At 64.2% G+C, this 18,146-nt stretch carries 15 protein-coding genes and 1 other RNA gene; 5 read left to right on the top strand and 11 right to left on the bottom strand.

Annotation, left to right across the window (positions count from 1 at the left end; translation table 11 throughout):
- From modA to F462_RS02425, 8 genes are all read right to left on the bottom strand, one after another.
- Entirely contained in the window at positions 1–801 is an 801-nt protein-coding gene (gene modA, locus F462_RS02460; RefSeq protein WP_038051354.1) for a molybdate ABC transporter substrate-binding protein, read from the bottom strand.
- 184 nt (positions 802–985) lie between these two features.
- Positions 986–1,372, bottom strand: coding sequence for a winged helix-turn-helix domain-containing protein (locus F462_RS02455; RefSeq protein ID WP_038051352.1), 387 nt, complete (start codon positions 1,370–1,372; stop codon positions 986–988).
- Between the two features lie 454 nt (positions 1,373–1,826).
- Complete coding sequence (acs, locus tag F462_RS02450) at positions 1,827–3,785, bottom strand: acetate--CoA ligase (RefSeq protein ID WP_038051350.1); 1,959 nt, start codon at positions 3,783–3,785, stop codon at positions 1,827–1,829.
- Between the two features lie 102 nt (positions 3,786–3,887).
- Positions 3,888–4,499 carry a 3'-5' exonuclease gene (locus F462_RS02445; RefSeq protein WP_208854150.1) on the bottom strand — a complete coding sequence of 204 codons (612 nt, stop codon included), beginning with the start codon at positions 4,497–4,499 and terminating at the stop codon, positions 3,888–3,890.
- A gap of 142 nt (positions 4,500–4,641) precedes the next feature.
- On the bottom strand, positions 4,642–6,492 hold the full coding sequence (locus F462_RS02440; RefSeq protein WP_038051346.1) for a putative nucleotidyltransferase substrate binding domain-containing protein: 1,851 nt from the start codon (positions 6,490–6,492) through the stop codon (positions 4,642–4,644).
- Between the two features lie 221 nt (positions 6,493–6,713).
- Complete coding sequence (locus tag F462_RS02435; RefSeq protein ID WP_038051343.1) at positions 6,714–8,486, bottom strand: sodium:solute symporter family protein; 1,773 nt, start codon at positions 8,484–8,486, stop codon at positions 6,714–6,716.
- Between the two features lie 7 nt (positions 8,487–8,493).
- Positions 8,494–8,757, bottom strand: coding sequence for a DUF4212 domain-containing protein (locus F462_RS02430; RefSeq protein ID WP_018141740.1), 264 nt, complete (start codon positions 8,755–8,757; stop codon positions 8,494–8,496).
- A gap of 55 nt (positions 8,758–8,812) precedes the next feature.
- Entirely contained in the window at positions 8,813–10,687 is a 1,875-nt protein-coding gene (locus tag F462_RS02425) for a DUF294 nucleotidyltransferase-like domain-containing protein (RefSeq protein ID WP_038051341.1), read from the bottom strand.
- A 608-nt stretch (positions 10,688–11,295) separates the two neighbouring features.
- Between F462_RS02425 and F462_RS02420 the strand changes: the two genes are divergently transcribed.
- From F462_RS02420 to F462_RS02410, 3 genes are all read left to right on the top strand, one after another.
- A complete protein-coding gene (locus tag F462_RS02420) occupies positions 11,296–11,511 on the top strand; it encodes a CsbD family protein (protein ID WP_038051339.1) in 216 nt (71 codons plus the stop codon).
- The gene (locus F462_RS02415) at positions 11,495–11,785 is read left to right on the top strand and encodes a hypothetical protein (RefSeq protein WP_081911349.1); all 291 of its coding nucleotides are present in this window, start codon (positions 11,495–11,497) and stop codon (positions 11,783–11,785) included. Before F462_RS02420 ends, F462_RS02415 begins: the two co-directional genes overlap by 17 nt.
- 331 nt (positions 11,786–12,116) lie before the next feature.
- Positions 12,117–12,749 carry a porin family protein gene (locus tag F462_RS02410; protein WP_038051338.1) on the top strand — a complete coding sequence of 211 codons (633 nt, stop codon included), beginning with the start codon at positions 12,117–12,119 and terminating at the stop codon, positions 12,747–12,749.
- A 409-nt stretch (positions 12,750–13,158) separates the two neighbouring features.
- Here F462_RS02410 and F462_RS13120 read toward each other — a convergent pair whose 3' ends face one another.
- From F462_RS13120 to F462_RS02395, 3 genes are all read right to left on the bottom strand, one after another.
- Positions 13,159–13,323, bottom strand: a complete 165-nt coding sequence (locus F462_RS13120; protein WP_038051336.1) for a DUF1328 domain-containing protein — start codon at positions 13,321–13,323, stop codon at positions 13,159–13,161.
- Positions 13,324–13,464: 141 nt separating this feature from the next.
- Positions 13,465–14,859 (bottom strand): glutathione-disulfide reductase, encoded by a 1,395-nt coding sequence (gene gorA / locus F462_RS02400; RefSeq protein WP_038051334.1) that lies wholly within the window; start codon positions 14,857–14,859, stop codon positions 13,465–13,467.
- Positions 14,860–15,037: 178 nt separating this feature from the next.
- On the bottom strand, positions 15,038–15,787 hold the full coding sequence (locus F462_RS02395; RefSeq protein WP_038051330.1) for a glutathione peroxidase: 750 nt from the start codon (positions 15,785–15,787) through the stop codon (positions 15,038–15,040).
- 289 nt (positions 15,788–16,076) lie between these two features.
- On the opposite strand from F462_RS02395, the gene ffs reads away from it, so the two are divergent.
- Positions 16,077–16,173, top strand: an RNA gene (gene ffs, locus F462_RS13115) — signal recognition particle sRNA small type.
- Between the two features lie 86 nt (positions 16,174–16,259).
- Positions 16,260–18,041 (top strand): DNA polymerase III subunit gamma/tau, encoded by a 1,782-nt coding sequence (dnaX, locus tag F462_RS02390; RefSeq protein ID WP_038051328.1) that lies wholly within the window; start codon positions 16,260–16,262, stop codon positions 18,039–18,041.
- The last annotated feature ends 105 nt before the right edge of the window (positions 18,042–18,146 follow it).

Raw genomic sequence — 18,146 nt, 5'->3', positions numbered from 1 at the left:
CTACATAGCCTCGCGGTCGGCGCCTTTGGAGGCGTTCTCGGCGGCTTCATCGTCGGGCATGACAAAGCCGTAGCGGCGCATGATGTCCCGTGCGGTGTCGCGATTCATGTACTCGGCGAAGCGGTGGGCCGAGTCCTTGTCCTTGCCGCGGCGGGTAATCACGAAACCCTGGGTCAGTGGTTCGTGCAGGGCGTCGTCTATCAGGTGGTGCGGGTGCTCGGCCAGATCGGGGAACTTGGCGAGCGACAAGGCGATGATCCCGATGTCCGCGCCGCCGGCCTGCACCATGCGCGCGGTCTGGGCGATGTTGTCGCCATTGACGATCTTCGGCTGCAGGTCGTCCCAGACGCCAACGGACTTGAGTGCCTCCATCGCGCGCACGCCGTAGGGCGCGTGGCTGGGCGATGCGATCGCCACGCGGCGGATGTCGTCGCCTAGCAGGTCTTCCAGCATCATCTCTGAGGTTTCCATGCGGTTACTCCACAGCACGATGCGGCCGATCGCATAGACGGACGGCTCGGTGACGGCGGCACCCTCCGCGTAGAGCCGCTGCGGGTAGGCGATATCGGCGGAGAAGAAGAGGTCGTAGGGCGCGCCGTTCAGGATCTGCGTCGTCATGCGCCCGGAGGAGCCGTAGGTGACGCGTACCGCGTCTTCCGGATGGGCCTCGCGGTAGGCGTCCAGGATCTCGTCCAGGGCGAAGCGCAGGTCGGAGGCGGCGGCGATGGTCAGCGGCCCGTTGGCGCTGGAAAGGCCCGGTAGCAGGAGGAGCAGCGTCAGGAGGAGGGCGCGCAGGTGCATGCTGTGGGTTTGTTCCCTGTGGGTGCGGGTTGTAGAGGGTTTGGGTGGTTCCGTTGGGAGACTGCTTCGTCGCGTGGCTCCTCGCAGTGACGGACTTCTTGTCAGGATGGGTGCCCGGTTCGTTATATTTTAGTTTGCATATCGATTGGCGCAATCATGCGGCGCTGGGGGAGACCCGTCAAGGTTACGGCTTGTGGTCGTCGGCGAGGAAGTCGGCGAAGGCGTGCAGCTCGTCGCGCAGGGCCTCGCAGGCTTGGCGTTCCATGTCGCGATAGCGCCCAAGCACCGTCTCGCCAAAGTCGGTGACCTGAGCCCCGCCACCCCCAGCGCCGCCCTTGGCGGTGGCCACGACGGGTTCCCGGAAGCTCTGGTTCATGGTCTCGACCAGGTCCCAGGCGCGGCGATACGACATCCCTACACTGCGGGCAGCCGCCGAGATCGAACCCTTATCGCGGATCGCCTCCAGCAGCATGGCCTTGCCTGGGCCCATTGCCGTGACCTCGCCCAGCAGCACACGCAGGCGCGGGGCTTGGGGTTGGTCCTTGTGGTCGTCGGAGTGGTGGGTGCTCATGCGGGGACTGGCCTGGGGTTTGCCGATACGGGTACGGGAAGGGCGTGTTTACAAATGATACCCCTCCTTCCTGTCATTGCGAGGAGGCGGAGCCCTCCTCCCCGTCATTGCGAGGAGCGCAGCGACGAAGCAACCTCTGAACGCTGGCACGGCGGCATTTTCACCCCCGGTGGTTCTGGATGGAGATTGCCACGTCGGCTTCGCCTCCTCGCAATGACGGGGAGGGGGTGGTTGCCGTGTCGCTGCGCTCCCCGCAATGACGGGGAGGGGGCTCATGGGTAAGGGCGGCCTGGGGTGTGTCGATATGGGTAAGGGCTTGTGGTGACGAATGATACCCCGGAATGGTAGGAGGCCAGCCCCCTGGCCGATGAGGGCCGATCCGGCGCCCTATCGGCCAGGGGGCTGACCTCCTACGGGAACAACAGGGCCGGGGCGTGGGCCCTCGGCCCGGGGCTCAGGCCTTGCCCTGGAGCTGCGGGATCACGGCCTCGTTCTCCAGTGTGGAGGTGTCGGAGGTGATTTCCTCGCCCTTGGCGATGGAGCGCAGCAGGCGGCGCATGATCTTGCCGGAGCGGGTCTTGGGCAGGCCGTCGGCAAAACGGATGTCGTCCGGCTTGGCGATCGGGCCGATCTGGTCGGAAACCCAGTTGCGCAGTTCCTTGACCATCTCCTCGGCCTCGTTACCAGTCAGGCGGTCGCCCTGCAGGATCACGAAGGCGACGATGGCCTCGCCCTTCACGTCGTGCGGGCGGCCGACCACGGCGGCCTCGGCGACCTCCTTGTGCGCGACCAGGGCGGATTCGACCTCCATGGTGCCCATGCGGTGGCCGGAGACGTTCAGCACGTCGTCGATGCGGCCCATGATCCAGAAGTTGCCTTCCGCGTCGCGGCGGGCGGAGTCGCCGGCCAGGTAGTACTTGCCGTCGAACTTCGGGTAGTAGGTGTCCTTGTAGCGCTGGTCGTCGCCCCAGATGGTACGCAGCATGTGCGGCCACGGCTTCTTGATTACGAGGTAGCCGCCCTGGTCCGCCGGCAGGCTGTTGCCGTTCTCGTCAACCACGTCGGCCTCGACACCCGGCAGTGGCTGGGTGCAGGAGCCGGGGACCAGCGTGGTCGCGCCGGGGATCGGGGCGATCATGTTGGCGCCGGTTTCGGTCTGCCACCAGGTATCGACGATCGGGCAGCGTTCCTGGCCGACAGCGGTGTAGTACCACATCCAGGCCTCGGGGTTGATCGGCTCGCCGACCGTGCCCAGCAGGCGCAGCTTGGACAGGTCGTACTGTTTCGGCAGGTCCGGGCCGGCCTTCATCAGCGCGCGGATCGCGGTGGGGGCGGTGTAGAACACGGTTACGCCGTGGTCCTGGCACATCTTCCACCAGCGCCCGGCGTCGGGGACGGTCGGGGTGCCTTCGTAGATGACCTGGGTGGCACCGACGGCCAGCGGACCATAGGCGACGTACGTGTGGCCGGTGATCCAGCCGACATCCGCGGTGCACCAGTAGACATCGTCGCCCTGCAGGTCGAATACCCACTGGTTGGTGATGATGGCCCCCAGCAGGTAGCCGGCGCTGGAGTGCTGAATACCCTTGGGCTTGCCGGTGGAGCCGGAGGTGTAGAGCAGGAACAGCGGGTGTTCGGATTCCACCCACTCCGGCTCGCAGTCGACGGACTCGCCGTCCACCGCATCCTCCCACCAGACGTCACGCTCGTCCCGCATGGAGACGTCGTTGCCGGCGCGCTTGCAGACCACGACCTTCTCCACATCGCCAGGGTTGGAGTCCAGGGCCTTGTCGACGTTGGCTTTGAGCCCCACGACCTTGCCGCCGCGCTCGCCGCCGTCGGCGGTGATCACCAGCTTGGCACCGGAGTCCACAATCCGGTCGCGCAGCGCATCGGCGGAGAAGCCACCGAACACCACCGAGTGGATCGCACCGATGCGGGCGCAGGCCTGCATCGCGATCACCGCCTCGGCGTTCATCGGCATGTAGATGACGACCCGGTCGCCTTTCTCCATGCCCATAGTCTTGAGTGCGTTGGCGAGCTTGCCGACCTCGTTGTAGAGGTCGCGGTAGGTCAGTTTGCGGGTCTGGCCGTTCTCCGCCTCGAAGATGATCGCGGTCTTGTCTCCGCGTACCTCCAGGTGGCGGTCGATGCAGTTGTAGGACACGTTCATGCGCCCGTCGGCGAACCACTTGTAACGCGGCGCGTTTGACTCGTCGAGGCCCTCGGTAAACTCCGTCTGCCAGTCGATCTTCTCGCGCGCGAGGTCGCACCAGAAGCCCTCGTAGTCGGCGGCGGCCTTTTTGTGCAGGGCTTCGAGGTCCTCCGGCTTCAGGCGGGCGTTTTCGGTGAACTCCGCCGGCGGCGCAAAGTGGCGCGTCTCGGTGAGGGTGGACTCGATGTTGTCACTCATCAGGGCCTCCAGAACGGTTTTTTGTATTCGTTGGCGGGATGCCGGATGGGCACCTCCGTTGGTGGGTGCGAGGATAGCATGCGAGCGGGCGATTGGCCGCGCTCACCAGAGCCACGCAGGACGGAACAGGACGCGCCCGAGTGGCAGGTCTCCGTCCGGTGATTGGCGACTCAGCAGCGCGGCGAATAGCTCGCCCGCAGCGATCGCGTCGAACAGCGCGTCGTGGGCCCGGTAGGCCGGAAGGTTGTAGCGTGCCCGCAGGGTGTGCAGCCGCAGCCCGTGCGCCGGGATGGGCTGTCCGGCGCGACGCAGGGCCGTCTCTGCCAGGCGCAGCGTATCCACGATGGCGAGCGGCGGGCGCACGCCGTACAGCCGCTGGCAGGCCTGTTCCAGGAAACCGATTTCCAGGGCCGCGTGATGCGCCACCATGATGTGGCCCGCGAGCGCCTGGAACAGGGCCTCCAGGGCCTCGTCCAGTGCCACGCCCCCGGCCGCCTGTTGATCAGTGATGCGGTGGATGACTGCGCTGGCCTCGGGTACCAGGCCCTCGGCGCGCACCAGCCGCTGGTCGGCGGTCGCCAGATCAATGCGTGGGCCCTCCAGCGCCACCCAGCCGAGGCTGAGTATGCGGTCGCGTTCTGGATCCAGGCCGGTCGTTTCCAGGTCCACTGCCAGGAAGCGCGCCGTCCCGACCGGCTGCCGGGCATTGGGCAGCGGGGTCTCCATGCAATCGCGCAGTGCGCCGGGTGGTGCCTGGTGGGCTGCTTGGCGGCGCTTGTGGCAGAAGCGCCAGTGACCGGGTGGACGCAGCCAGTCGTTGTTGTGCAGGTGGCATTCCATCAGATGGGCGGATGCATTAGCCGTGAACCCGTTCGGCGTTGGCCAGCGTCGTCTTGCGCGCATCGCTCACCAGACGGAAGGCGGTCTTCAAGTGGCTGCGTTCCAGGGTGGACAGTTGTGTCGGGTCCAGCGCGTTGTCCGGTGCCACGCCGCTGCGGATCTGGGCGGCCTGGTGGCGCGCCCGCAGCCCGGCGATGTAGTGCCAGGCATCGATGAGGTTGTCGGCAGTGGCCTCGCCGATGACCCCGGCGCGGGTCGCTGCGCGCAGGCGATCCACCGTGCCGTGCGCCCGGCTGCCGGCGTTCAGGGCAAATACCCGGGCCATGGCGACGATCGGCAGCAGGCCGCGCATCTTCAGGTCCAGGGTGTCGGCGTGTTCGCCGCTGTCTTCCAATACGAACTGGCGGAAGAAGCCAAGTGGGGTGGGGAGGTCGCGGGCCTGATCGGCCAGGGCGGTCAGCAGGGCTTCGTGACGTTGACCCGCCTCCAGGGCGCGCCGACGCAGGGGTTCGTACAGGTCCGTCTCGCCGTGGATTACGCGCATATCAAGGTAATGGGTCGCGAGCATGGCGTCGCGTGGAGCCGGGTGGTGCAGGACGCGCTCAATCTCCCGCGCCCAGTCGGCGGCCGGGCGGCGCCAGTCCGGGTGGGTCGGGTCGACATCACCGGGGCAGGCCCGAATGCCGCAGGCGTCCAGACCCGAGGTGACGTGCCCGGCGAGCTGGGCGAACCAGTCGTCGGCCCCAGGCGGCGCATCGTCGGCGATGATGAGAGCGGTGTCCTGGTCGGTGAATACCGTCTGTTCCAGGCGCCCCTGGCTGCCGCTGGCGAGCCAGGCGTAGCCGCAGGGGGCGGAGCCATGATCACGCTCAAACAGCTCAATCAGGCGCTGAGTCAGGGTGTCGATCACCGTGGTGATGGTCTGGGTGATCTGGGTGGCATCCGCACCGGCCTCTACGAGCTGGACTTGAAGCTGGGGCAGGGCCTGCATGACGTTCTTGAGGGCGGCAAGGTCATCGGCCCGACGCAGGTCGCGGACCAGGTAGACGGCACTGGTGCCCTGGTGGCGGATCAGGTCCGTACTGGAGAGGATGCCGGCCAGTGCCGAGCCCTGATCGTCGACCACGGGTAGGTGGTGGATGTCATGCCGGGCCATCAGCAGCAAGGCCTCGAACGCCGGGGTGCCGCGAGTCACGGTGGTTAGCGGAGAGGCCATGCATTCGCCCGCGGGCCGTTGCGGATCCTCGCCTCGGGCGAGTGCGCGGCGCAGGTCGGTGTCCGTGAGGATGCCGCAAGGCTCGCGCGGGCGGTCCGGGGTGTGCAGCAGCAGGGCCGAGATGTCGGCGCGGTCCATCAGGCGCGCGGCGTCGCGCAGGCTAAGGGTGGTGACACCCAGTACCGGATCCGCGCTCATCAGCGCCCGCACTGGAGTGGTGAGCAGGCTGCGGTCGCCGCCGGTCCCTGCCGTATCGCGGCGCGCGTTGAGGGGGCGTGGCGCATCGTCGGCGAGATACTCGGCGATGGCACCATCCTGCGCGGCCAGTTCACGAGCGCGATCACGCGGCAGGTGATAGATCAGTGCGTCCTCGGTGACCGTGCCCACGGCGTTGTTCGGGGCATCGGGGATGTGGGCGGCATCGCCCTCGCCGAGGCGGTCGCGCAGGGTGTCGCGCTCGTCACGGATCTCCACTGTGCCGGTGCGTACGATCCACAGCCCCGGCTCGGCCTCCGGCGGAAAGTCGCTGCCTTGGCGCAGGTAGCGCAGGACGAGCCGACGCACCAGTGCGCCTCGGCTGGCCTCCGGCAAGGTGGCCAGGTCCGGGCAGCGATCGAGAAACTCGCGGATCTCTTCGAGTTCACCGTTCATGCGAGGTCCGTATGGGAGGGTTGAGGGTCGGGACAACCGGCAACCGACCATAGCGTGATCGATTGCCGGTTGTCCCCGAGACGGTTAGAAGCCTCGGAGACAGAAAGGGTCGGCTAGGAAATCCCGAGCCGACCCCGTCGTTGGTACAACTGAATGTCCATCCAGTCATGGTGGTGGGGACCCCTTCATGCCGTTGAAGCCTGGCATGAAGGGGTCGTCCATCAGCTCTCGGTACGCGGTACGCGCACGCTTTCCACCAGATCCTGGATGTCCTGCGGCGGCTCCTTGGTCATCTTCATCACAATGTAGGCCGTGACGAAGTTAAACACCGCGCCGATGGCGCCGAAGCCGGTCGGGTTTACACCCAGCAGCCAGCCGTCCGGGTTATCCGGGAGCATGGCGGTGCCGGAGAAGAAGAACCAACCCTTGTACGTGAAGATGTACAGCAGGGTGGTACCCAGACCGACCAGCATGCCGGCGATTGCGCCTTCCTTGTTCATCTTCTTCATGAAGATGCCCATCATCAGGGTCGGGAAGAGCGACGCCGCGGCGAGACCGAAGGCGAGTGCGACCACCTCGGCTGCGAAGCCTGGTGGATTTAACCCCAGGTAGCCAGCGAACAGGATGGCACCTGCCATGGCGATACGTCCCGCCAGCAACTCGTTTTTCTCACTGATTCGGGGCATGAAGACCCCCTTCAGCAAGTCATGCGAGATGGATGACGAGATCGCCAACAACAACCCGGCCGCGGTCGACAGGGCCGCCGCGATACCACCGGCTGCAACCAGCGCGATCACCCAGCCCGGAAGCCCGGCGATCTCGGGGTTGGCCAGCACCATGATGTCGCGGTCGAGGGTCACGATCTCGGAACCGGCCCAGCCGTATTCCTCTTCCGCCATCGCGGCGAACTCTTCGTTGTCCTCGTTGTAGTACTGGATGACACCGTCTTCGTTCTTGTCCTCGAACGCGAGCAGACCGGTCTGTTCCCAGCGCTCCATCCAGGCCGGCTTGTCCTCGTAGGCCAGGTGGCCTTCCTCGGTGCCGATCTCGCCCGGATGCACGGTGTTGACCAGGTTCCAGATTGCCATCGCACCGACCGCCGGGGCGGTGGTGTAGAGGATGCCGATGAAGACCAGCGCCCAGCCGGCGGACTTACGCGCATCGCGCACACGCGGCACGGTAAAGAACCGGATGATCACGTGCGGCAGACCGGCGGTACCGATCATCAGCGCCATCGTCAGCAGGAACATGTTGAGCATGCTCATGCCGCCCTCGGTGGCCGAGTACATGGTGAAGCCAAGATCCACCATGGTCTGGTCCAGGGCCTCCAGCAGGTAGGTGTCCTGACCCTGCAGGGTGGAACCCAGGCCGATCTGCGGGAACACCTGGCCGGTGAGCGTCAGCGAGATGAAGACCGCCGGCACCGTGTAGGCGAAGATCATGATCACGTACTGCGCGATCTGGGTGTAGGTAATCCCCTTCATCCCGCCGAGCACCGCGTAGATGAACACCACCGCCATACCCGACATCAGACCGATGGCCAGCGGCACTTCGAGGATGTTGGAGAACGCGATCCCCACACCGCGCATCTGCCCGATCACGTACGTGATGGACATGGCCAGCAGCGAGATCACCGCGACCACACGCGCGACCTTCGAGTAGAACCGATCACCGATAAACTCCGGCACCGTGAACTTCCCGAACTTGCGCAGGTACGGCGCCAGCAGCAGGGCCATCAGCACGTAGCCGCCGGTCCAGCCCATCAGGTAGGCACCCCCGGTGAAACCGAGGAAGGCGATCAGGCCGGCCATGGAAATGAACGAAGCAGCGGACATCCAGTCCGCGGCCGTGGCCATGCCGTTGGCGACTGGGTTGATGCCGCGTCCGGCAACGTAGAACTCGCTGGTCGAACCGGCCCGCGCCCAGATGGCGATGCCGATGTACAGGGCGAATGTCGCCCCGACCACGAGCAGACTTAGAAGCTGTTGATCCATGACAGTCTTACTCCTCGTGGACGTTGAACTTGCGATCCAGGACGTTCATGCGCCAGGCATAAACGAAGATCACGGCGATGAAGGTGTAGATCGCGCCCTGCTGAGCAAACCAGAAGCCCAGTGGGTAGCCGCCGATTGAGAATGCGTTCAGCGGCGCGGCCAGAATGATCCCCAGCCCAAAGGACACGAGAAACCAGACGGCGAGGCAGATTGCCAACAGGCGCAGGTGCGCGCGCCAGTAGGCCTGCCGGCTCAGGTCTTCTTGTGACATAACGTTGCTCCTCTCATAGGTTTTATTGTTCGCCGTGACTCGTCTATGCGATTCGTCACAGCTGGTACTGCACTTCAAGCTGGCCTTGCAGCTTGCGAGCCTGCCGGAAGGACTCCTTGAGGATGCGTCCCTCAAGAGTGCCCAGTTCCTCCGGCCGGATTCGGTTGTCGTCGTCGCGCCCTTCGCGCATGGCCTTCTGCTGGGCCCGCAGGCGCAACATCTGCAGATAGCGCAGGGCGGCGTGGTAATCGCGTGCGTCGCCCTCGCGCATGACTTCGGCGGTGACCGCCTGGTCCAGGCGGTCGTGGGTGCGGGTGGCCGGTAGCTCGGCGGCCAGTGCGATGACCCGCGCGCCATCCACGAACGGCGTCAGGCCCTGTTTCTTGATGTCGATACCCTTGGCGCCGCTCTTGATCTCTCCGAACAGGCCCAGGGGTGGGCGGAACATCTGTTGATTGGCGGCCATCTGGCGGCGGAAGCGACTGTTGAAGGCAGTCTTTTGCAGCAGGCGGGTGCGCAGGGCCTCGACCGGCCCCGTGTTGCCGTCTACCGCACGAAGATCGAAGAAGATGCTGCTCTTCAGCAGATGCTCCGGGGTACCTTGCTCGATCCAGCGGGTGAAACGCTGATCCCACTCCTCGCCGCTCAGGCAGCATTCCGGGTTGCCCGCCATGATGTTGCCTGGGCATAGCGTGAAACCGCATTCGGCCAGCGCCTGATTCACCGCCTTGGCGTAGGGCAGCAGCCGCTCGCGGATGGCGTCGGCGTCATCGGCTTCCGCGTCGAACAGGATGCCGTTGTCCTGGTCGGTCACCAGGGCCTGTTCCTCACGGGCCTGAGAGCCGAACGCCAGCCAGGTGAACTCGATGCCCTCGATGGCCTCATGCTCGGGACGCAGCAGGGCCAGCACGCGGCGAGTCGCGTGCTCGTTCAGACGCGTGATCAGACGCAGGACCTGATCGGCCTCGGCCCCCTGCCCGACGATGGATTCGATCAGCCGTGGCACTTGGCGCAGGCGTTCGGCAATCGCGGCGACGCTGTCCGCTCGGCGGATCTCGCGCACCAGCCCGTCCAGCGTCAGTGGTTGGCTGGTCAACAGGTCGCGTTCGCCCAGCACGCCGACCAACCGCCCGTCGCGCACTACGCACAGGTGCGTCATCCCGTGTTCGGTCATCGCCTCGATACCTTCGAAGCCGGGCGTGCTTTCCTCCAGCGCCACCGGGTCGGGGGTCATGACCGCCTGCACGGGCGTATCCAGGTCGACATCGGCCAGTGCGACCCGAGAGAGCAGGTCGTGCAGGGTGAAGATGCCGACCGGACGTTGCTGGTCGTCGGTTGCGACCACGGAGCCGACGCGCTCGTCGCGCATCTGCGTCAGAACATCCCGCAGATGGGTGTCCGGGCGGCAGACCACGGGGCCTCGCGCAATGCGCAACGCGAGCGGTGTGTTCAGCTGGCCGGCACCGCTGTCGCGAGCAGACAGGGTGTCCATGCCCTGTTGCAGGCGGTCCAGCAGGTTCGCGAGGCGTCGGGTGCAGAAGTCATTGAACACCCGGGAACGCCCGCGCAGACGGTCGAAATCCTCCAGGCTCAGCTCCAGGCAGACGGTGTCTTCCGCCGCCCGATGAACGGTGTGTACCGCCCGGCGGCCCAGCAGAGCGCCGATCGGGAAGCACTCGCCAGGGATCAACTCCCAGGCCTTGCCGGAAAGCTGTTCGTCCTCACTGGGCGATTCGCCCCGGATGCGGCCCTGGCGAATGATATGGAAGCGTTGGGCCGGACCGCCCTCGGGATCGGTAATACGTGCGCCGCGCGCGTAAAAGCGGCTCTCCAGGCGTGGGAGCAGGAACTCCAGCGCGTCCGCTTCGAGCTGGTCGAACGGAGCATGAGCGCCGAGGAATTCCCGGGTGCTGTCGAGCGCGTCGGCCATGGCGGTGCGGCATCCCAAGGTGAACGGGTTCAAGAAACTTGTTCGCCCGATGCAAAAAGCACGCCATCAATCTTCAAGTTTGGGAATCAGTCGCTTGCCTGAGAGACCTTCCTGATAGACGTTACGCATCGTAACACCCAGTGTTTCGATGCGTGACACGTCTCCCTAGCGTAACCCGAACTCAAGGAGATCCTGGTACCAACACCGGACCGTTGCATCCTCGTGCGGGTTGATCAATGCGCTCGCCTGGCGCACTTCCTCCTCGAGATCCGGGCGCGGTTGCAGCATCCATCCGATGAGCTGCATTTCCCTACGAATCAACCTGTGCTTGGGGTGCACTCCGGATCTCCGCCGTGCGTGTGAGCCGTTCCTTCAGTCCATAGCGCACGCGGGCCTGGCCCATTGGAAAGATGGAACGATCCAGATCGAAGACATGGATCGTTTGATTGTTTGATGTTGGGCACGGTTTTAGGCGTGCAGCGTGTTTCAGTTCTCAGTTCTGTCCTTTTTATCGGCACATTGAGTCCCGGCTGAAGTCTATCTTCAGTAGGCCGCAGGATGGAAATTTATAAATTCTTTAATGCATTTGAATACGAAAGGAATGAAAAATGAACAAAGATCAGATCAAGGGTCGGAGCCAGCGTCTCCAGGCCAGGCTGAAGCAGGAATGGGCGCGTCTGAATGATGACGAGTTGATGGAGGCCGAAGGGAATCTCGACGAGTTGGCAGCCCGAATTCGCGAGAAGTACGGGGAAAGCCGAGAGAAGGTTGCATCCAGGATCAACGAACTAATGGAAGAGGTTCGCCATGAAGAAAAGTCCTAAGACCTACGGAGCGCGAGCGGTGGTGGCGTGTGTTGCCGCAGTAGGTCTCGTGGTGATGGTGGGTTGTTCCGATACGGATACGGGCGAACAGGCGGATGATGCGTTCGAAGAGGCTGTCGATGCAGTGGACGAGTCAGGCGATGAGGCGCGCGGATGGATCGAGGATCTCCGTGAGGAGGACGAGATCGAACGCGAAGAGGAAGAGAACGAGGAGCAGTACGAGGAGGAAGCTTACGACGAGTATCGGGATGGAAACCCGGTTCGTATGGATTAATCGGTAGTCAGGGTTTGCCTGAGGGCTGAAGGACAAGGCTGGGGCGCGGGTGGCCATGAGCGGATGGTGACTTGCGCCTCAGCCTTTTTGTTTTAGCGAAATACTGATCGATGTGTTGAGCTACCTCTATGGGCGGGGGTCTCCAGAACAACTTAGGTTAAGGGCGATGTGCGCCTGATCAACAATTGAAATTCATGTCGTCAGGGCCATTAAGTTTTATGATTCGGTTCAATAATTAGGTCTTCCCCATTATGGGTTATTCGTGAAGAATAACCGTGCGCGTGGTTGCTCCATTCATTTTATTAAACCGCCCGTTTTTCAGGAGACATAAATGAAGCGAAATATGTTTGCCAGTGTTGCGGTGTCGACACTTTTTCTTTTCGGATCTCAGGCTGTTCTGGCTCAGCAGGATCGGGATCGAGCTCAGCAAGATCGGGATCGGACGTCCGGTTTTTATATGGGCTTGGGTACAGGTTTTGGATCGTTGGAGAATGACCGTGACGAGGTGTCTGATTTTATTGGCTCAGGCGCGTCGGACTTCAGTATTGATGATGACGACAATGTCTGGCGTGGTTTTGTGGGCTACAACTTCAATCAGTACTTGGCGGTCGAGGGGTTCTATTCGGATCTAGGTGAGGTGACGCTGCGAGGGAGTGAAGATGGAGCGAACTCGAGTATTCGTTCCAGCGCCTATGGTGCCAGTGTGCTGGGTAAGTTGCCGATCGGGCCTTACGTAGAGGCCTTCGCGAAGGTCGGGGCCGCGAAATGGGACGCGGACGTACGTGGGAACCTTGGAGATGAGGGGCGTACATTGCGTAGCCAGGACGGCTTCGATCCGGTCTACGGGGTTGGGATGCAGGTGAACTTGAATGCGTTCCTGATCCGTGCCGAATACGAACGCTACGATTTCGACAGTGACTACAAGATCGATGCCTTCACGGCGTCAGTCGGCTGGAGATTCTAGCGATCCATGATGCCGAAGGGGGAAACCTGCGTGTTGCCCCCAGGCTCATCGGGTGCGTCGCCCCGGCACTTTGCTTGGGCGGCGTGTTTTTTGTGTTCAAGTTTGGGCCTTCACAGTGGGCGCAGATCAATCGGTCGGGCTGCGTTGGTATTCCCGATTGCTCCGAAACCAGTACGTAATTGGGGGTAGGTCTACGGGCAAGGCCGCAACGCGGGATCAGAGACGATGGGGAGCGAAGCTCCGAGCGGTGGGATGCAGGGGCGGTGGTGCTCCTGCATATAGTGAGCGGCCGCCCGCATGGGGCGGTTCCGTAGTGCAACGTCCATGTTCGGCGGTTGGCGCGCGCAAAAGCACATTGAGCAAGAGCGTGCGATTGCGTGCGCGGTCGCCTGGCCTGCCTGGGGGTCGGCTACAGCGGGGGGCGCCTGCCGGTGATGAAGAAGACGACCGCCAGGATCAGCCCTACGATGAACAGGATCCACGCGATTTGCGTCGCGGCCCCGGCAATACCGCTCAGTCCGAGGGCGCCTGCGACAATCGCGATAATCAGAAATAGTAGTGCCCATCCCAGCATGTTTTCTCTCCTTGCGGATTGTTTGAATCTGCAAGTGTAGGCCAGATTTAAGGGTGAGAACCTGATCGGCTGCACAAAACGACGCCGCCCCGGTCGTTGCACCGGGGCGGCATTTTCTTTCAGGGAGTGGTGGTGTGGGCTTCAGGCGGCCTTAGAAAGCCCTTTCTGGCGGCCTGGACGGCCTTCCTTGAGGGTGACCAGTTCCTCGGCGCTGGTGGGGTGTAGCGGGATGGTCAGGTCCAGGTCGCGCTTGGTGGCGCCCATGCGGACCGCCACCGCAAAGCCCTGCAACATCTCGTCGACGTTCGCGCCGATCATGTGGATGCCGACCACCTTTTCGTCGTCTCCGGCGCATACCAGCTTCATCGCGACCGGCGGTACCTCGCCCTCCGCGAAGGCGCGGTTGAGGCCGCCGAACTGCGTTTCGTAGATGCGGACGGTGTCCCCGTGCTTGTCCACGGCCTGCGGTTCGGTCAGTCCGACCATGCCCGCGGTCGGGTGGGTAAAGGTGACCGTCGGGATCTGGTCGTAGTCGACTGGCACCGGGTTGGACTCCGGCGCGTACCAGTGGTCGGCCAGACGGCGGCCGGCCGCGATTGCCACCGGCGTTAGCGGGCCCTTGCCGATGATGTCGCCAAGGGCATAGATGCCCTCGACATTGGTCGCCTGCCACTCGTCGACTGGGATGATGCCCCCGCGGGCGATCTCGACGCTGACCTCTTCCAGGCCCATGTTGGCGGTGGCCGGCTTGCGGCCGACGGCCCACAGGACCTTTTCATAGGGGCCCAGCTCTTGGCCGCCTTCGAGTTTGACGGTCACTGCGCCAGGCTTGCCGCTCAGGCCGGCGACCTTCACGCCCAGGTGGCGGTCGATGCCCTGGTGCTCCATGTGCTGGTCCAGCACCTGCGAGATCATCGGATCGAACATCTCCAGCACGCGGTCCTCCATGGCGACCACGTCGGTGTTCACGCCCATGGAGCGCAGCATGCCGGCCATCTCCAGGCCGATGTAGCCGGCGCCGATCACGGCGATGGATTCCGGCAGCTTGGTCCATTCGAAGAAGTCGTCGGAGGTCGCGCCCAGTTCGGCGCCCTCCAGTGGTGGCACGATCGGCGCGCCGCCCATCGCCAGCACGATGCGCTTGGCGGTGTATTCGGTGCCGCTGTCGCTGACCACCTGGTTCTTGCCGGTCAGGCGGGCGCGCTCCGGGATGTGGGTCACGCCCAGTTTTTCCAGGTGCCCGGACCAGAACTGGTTCAGATCCTTCAGCATGGACTGGCGCTTGTTGGCCAGCTCGGCGTAGCGGATGCCCTTGATCTCGACATCCACGCCGAATTCGCCGGCCTCGCGGGCATGCGACATGTGCTCTGCGGCGTACCAGGTGAGTTTCTTGGGCACGCAGCCCTCGTTCACGCAGGTGCCGCCCAGCGGCTTGGGATCGAACACGGCGACGCGGGCGCCGTGCGGGGCGGCACGTTCCGCCACGGCCAGGCCGCCGCTGCCGCCGCCAATCACGATGATGTCGTAGTGTTCCATGTCGGTTCCTCGAAGGGTTCGGTGAAAATGGTACATAACGACCGCATTCCGTGCGGTCGTCAGGGTCTGTCATCCGTGTCCGGACGTCCGGGTGTGACGGCATCCGGACACGGATGGCCACCCAGTGATCGGGTGACCACCCGGGGCGGGACAGAACCCGCCCCGAGGGGCAGACGACTTACGCCGCCTTCTTCTCGCGGGAGATCCACTCCTGCAGATCGTCCGAGCCGCCGATGCGGTGGCCGCCCACGAACACCTGTGGGACGGTCATCGCGCCGGTGGCGGCGCGCAGGCTGCGCAGGCTGGCGTCGCGGCCCAGGATGATCTCTTCGTAATCCAGACCGGCGTTCTCCAGCATCTCCTTGGCGCTGGCGCAGTAGGGGCAGCCCGGCTTGGTGAAGACGACCACGTCTTCGGGGCAGGCTGCATCCGGTGCGACATGAGCGAGCATGGTGTCGGCGTCGGAGACCACGAAGGGGTCGCCCGGCTCGTCTGGTTCGATGAACTGCTTCTCGATCACGCCGTCGCGCACCAGCATGGAGTAGCGCCAGGAGCGGTGGCCGAAGCCGAGGTCGCTCTTGTCGACCAGCATGCCCATCTGCTCGGTGAACTCGCCGTTACCGTCGGCGATGAAGGTCACACGCTCGGCCTGCTGGTCGGCCTGCCAGGCCTCCATCACGAAGCCGTCATTGACCGAGATGCAGACGATCTCGTCGATGCCGTGCTTCTTGAGCACCGGGGCCAGCTCGTTATAGCGCGGCACGTGGGCCGAGGAGCAGGTCGGGGTGAACGCGCCCGGCAGGGCGAACACGATTACATTGCGACCCTTGAACAGGTCGTTGCTGTGAACGTCGTTCCAGTCGTTGTCCTTGCGGCAGCGGAAGGTGACGTCCGGGATGCGCTGGCCTTCGCGGTTTTCGAGTTCCATTTGTTGTACTCCTTATGTCGAGTGTTGATTGCAGTAAATCAGAGAGAAGATTGTTGTTCAGCCAGGCCGATGCCCGACTACGAGACTCAAGATAAGGGTTGGCTTATTATTGATCCAGTTTTTGTTTTCTATTCTCTTGTTAGGCTACGGCTATCACGGTGGTGGCCGCCTTCATCGTCGCGATTGTCCTTCAATGCAGGCCTCCAAGGTTGACGCGTTCGCCGGAAATGCGGAAGCTTGCCGCCCGGATTCGGAAACCCCGAATCGCGGACCGCGTTATGGTGGTCCGTATCAGTCCCCTCGCGACGACAGGCTGTGAACCCCGCCAGGCCCGGAAGGGAGCAACGGTAGCAGCTGCGTCGGGCGCCGGGGTGTGGCGGGTGCGGGCCACCACCTTATTCCTAGCGGATCGGATTCCTGCGGTGATGGCCCCGCTTCCCGGTTCGCGACAGACTCCACTGACGGGGGAGGCATGAGTCACCAGGTTCTGGCCCGCAAGTGGCGTCCCTCGCGCTTCGAGGACCTGGTCGGGCAGCCGCACGTGGTGCGCGCCCTGGCCAATGCCCTGAGCGGCGATCGCCTGCATCACGCCTACCTGTTTGCCGGTACTCGTGGCGTGGGCAAGACCACTATTGCCCGTATCCTTGCCCGCTGCCTCAACTGCGAGACGGGTGTGACCGCTACACCCTGCGGGGAGTGCCGTTCCTGCATCGAGATTGCCGAGGGTCGCCACCTGGATCTGATCGAGGTGGATGCCGCCTCGCGCACCCGGGTGGATGACACCCGCGAACTCCTGGACAATGTCTCCTACGCCCCGACGACCGGGCGCTTCAAGGTGTACCTGATCGACGAGGTGCACATGTTGTCGGAGAAGAGCTTCAACGCCTTGTTGAAGACGCTGGAGGAGCCGCCGGAACACGTGAAGTTCCTGCTGGCGACTACCGACCCGCAAAAGCTGCCGGTCACCGTCTTGTCGCGCTGTCTGCAGTTCAACCTGAAGCCGATGCCGCCGGCGATGATCGCCGAACACCTGACCCAGATCCTCGCCGCCGAAGGCGTAGAGGCGGAGCCGGGTGCACTGCTGCGTCTGGGCGAGGCGGCCGAGGGCTCGATGCGTGATGCGCTGAGCCTGACTGACCAGGCCATTGCCTACGGCGGCGATCGCCTGAGCGAGTCCGACGCCTGCGACATGCTCGGGTTACTACCGCGCACGCGCCTGGCGGGGCTACTCGATGCGGTGTTTGCTGGGGATGGATCGTCGCTGCTGGCGGGGCTAGCCGAGTTGGATACGCTGGGACCCGACTGGTCGCGTCTACTGGACGAGTTGGCCGCGCTGGCGCATCAGGTCGCAGTGCAGCAGGTTGCAGGAGCCCCACCAGCGGCGGGCGAGGAGGCGCAGGTCTGGGCGCATGAGGCCGCCGGCCGGGTGGATCCGGAGACGATTCAGCTGGCCTATCAGATCCTGATCCACGGCGTCCGCGATCTGCCCTATGCGCCGGATGCGCGCATGGGTGTTGAGATGACGCTGCTGCGCTTGCTGGCGTTCCGCCCGGAGCCTGCCCCGGCCGCAGGGGAAGGCGGCCACCAGACGGGTCGGGATCCGGCGGCGGCTGGTAGGGCCGCATCGAGCCCGAGTCATGCCGCGTCCTCGGCTGCACCCTCGAATGAGGCTGCCGCGCCGCCACCCCGTGAGCAGGTCAGAGAGCCCGAGCCAGAGACTTCTCCATCGAAGCCGCGCCCCAACGCGACCCGGCCCGAGGATGGCGCTCAGGCCCAAGCGGCGCCGGTCGCTCCTGTGGCGAAAGCGCCCGATGCACCGGCGCCGGAAATGGCGGCGGACGGCATGTTCGACTGGCATCGGTTTGCCGAGGCTCTGCCCATGGGCACGGTGCGCGAACTCGCCCTGCACGCCGAGCTCCGCAAGCATGACAACGAGCGTGTCGTGATCGCGGTGGCTCCGGGCACGCTCTGTACGGACCGTGCCAAGACGCGGCTGAAGGATGCACTGGAAAAGGCCCTGGGCCAGTCCCTGCGCCTGGAGATTGTCAGTCAGTCCGAGCCCCTGGATACGACCCCGGCGGCGCGGCTTGCGGCCGCCTCGGCAGAACGTCAGGCTAGCGCCGAGACGACGATGCGCGAGGACCCAGTGGTGCAGGCCTTGGGTCAGGAGTTCGGTGCGGAACTGGGCACCGTTCGTATTCGCGATCACCATTCGGGAACCACGGTGGACGACGCATCGTCGACACCGCGTTAAGGAAACACTGATTAATGTACACACTCGCGTTGGTACCCCAGGTTTTCCGAGACAAGGCGCGTCGCGTAGCGGGTAGTGGTTCTACCCGCCCGTTTCTGATGGATT

It is taken from the genome of Thioalkalivibrio sp. ALJ1, from assembly GCF_000745395.1.
Taxonomy (GTDB): domain Bacteria; phylum Pseudomonadota; class Gammaproteobacteria; order Ectothiorhodospirales; family Ectothiorhodospiraceae; genus Thioalkalivibrio.
Note: the sequence above shows the minus strand (reverse complement) of the source record. Positions and strands in the feature narration are given on the sequence as shown.

Bases quoted from the DNA above. Each gene is read 5' to 3' on its own strand.
- modA (WP_038051354.1), bottom strand. From the start codon at position 801: ATGCACCTGCGCGCCCTCCTCCTGACGCTGCTCCTCCTGCTACCGGGC.
- F462_RS02455 (WP_038051352.1), bottom strand. From the start codon at position 1,372: ATGAGCACCCACCACTCCGACGACCACAAGGACCAACCCCAAGCCCCG.
- acs (WP_038051350.1), bottom strand. From the start codon at position 3,785: ATGAGTGACAACATCGAGTCCACCCTCACCGAGACGCGCCACTTTGCG.
- F462_RS02440 (WP_038051346.1), bottom strand. From the start codon at position 6,492: ATGAACGGTGAACTCGAAGAGATCCGCGAGTTTCTCGATCGCTGCCCG.
- F462_RS02435 (WP_038051343.1), bottom strand. From the start codon at position 8,486: ATGGATCAACAGCTTCTAAGTCTGCTCGTGGTCGGGGCGACATTCGCC.
- F462_RS02430 (WP_018141740.1), bottom strand. From the start codon at position 8,757: ATGTCACAAGAAGACCTGAGCCGGCAGGCCTACTGGCGCGCGCACCTG.
- F462_RS02425 (WP_038051341.1), bottom strand. From the start codon at position 10,687: ATGGCCGACGCGCTCGACAGCACCCGGGAATTCCTCGGCGCTCATGCT.
- F462_RS02420 (WP_038051339.1), top strand. From the start codon at position 11,296: ATGAACAAAGATCAGATCAAGGGTCGGAGCCAGCGTCTCCAGGCCAGG.
- F462_RS02415 (WP_081911349.1), top strand. From the start codon at position 11,495: ATGAAGAAAAGTCCTAAGACCTACGGAGCGCGAGCGGTGGTGGCGTGT.
- F462_RS02410 (WP_038051338.1), top strand. From the start codon at position 12,117: ATGAAGCGAAATATGTTTGCCAGTGTTGCGGTGTCGACACTTTTTCTT.
- F462_RS13120 (WP_038051336.1), bottom strand. From the start codon at position 13,323: ATGCTGGGATGGGCACTACTATTTCTGATTATCGCGATTGTCGCAGGC.
- gorA (WP_038051334.1), bottom strand. From the start codon at position 14,859: ATGGAACACTACGACATCATCGTGATTGGCGGCGGCAGCGGCGGCCTG.
- F462_RS02395 (WP_038051330.1), bottom strand. From the start codon at position 15,787: ATGGAACTCGAAAACCGCGAAGGCCAGCGCATCCCGGACGTCACCTTC.
- dnaX (WP_038051328.1), top strand. From the start codon at position 16,260: ATGAGTCACCAGGTTCTGGCCCGCAAGTGGCGTCCCTCGCGCTTCGAG.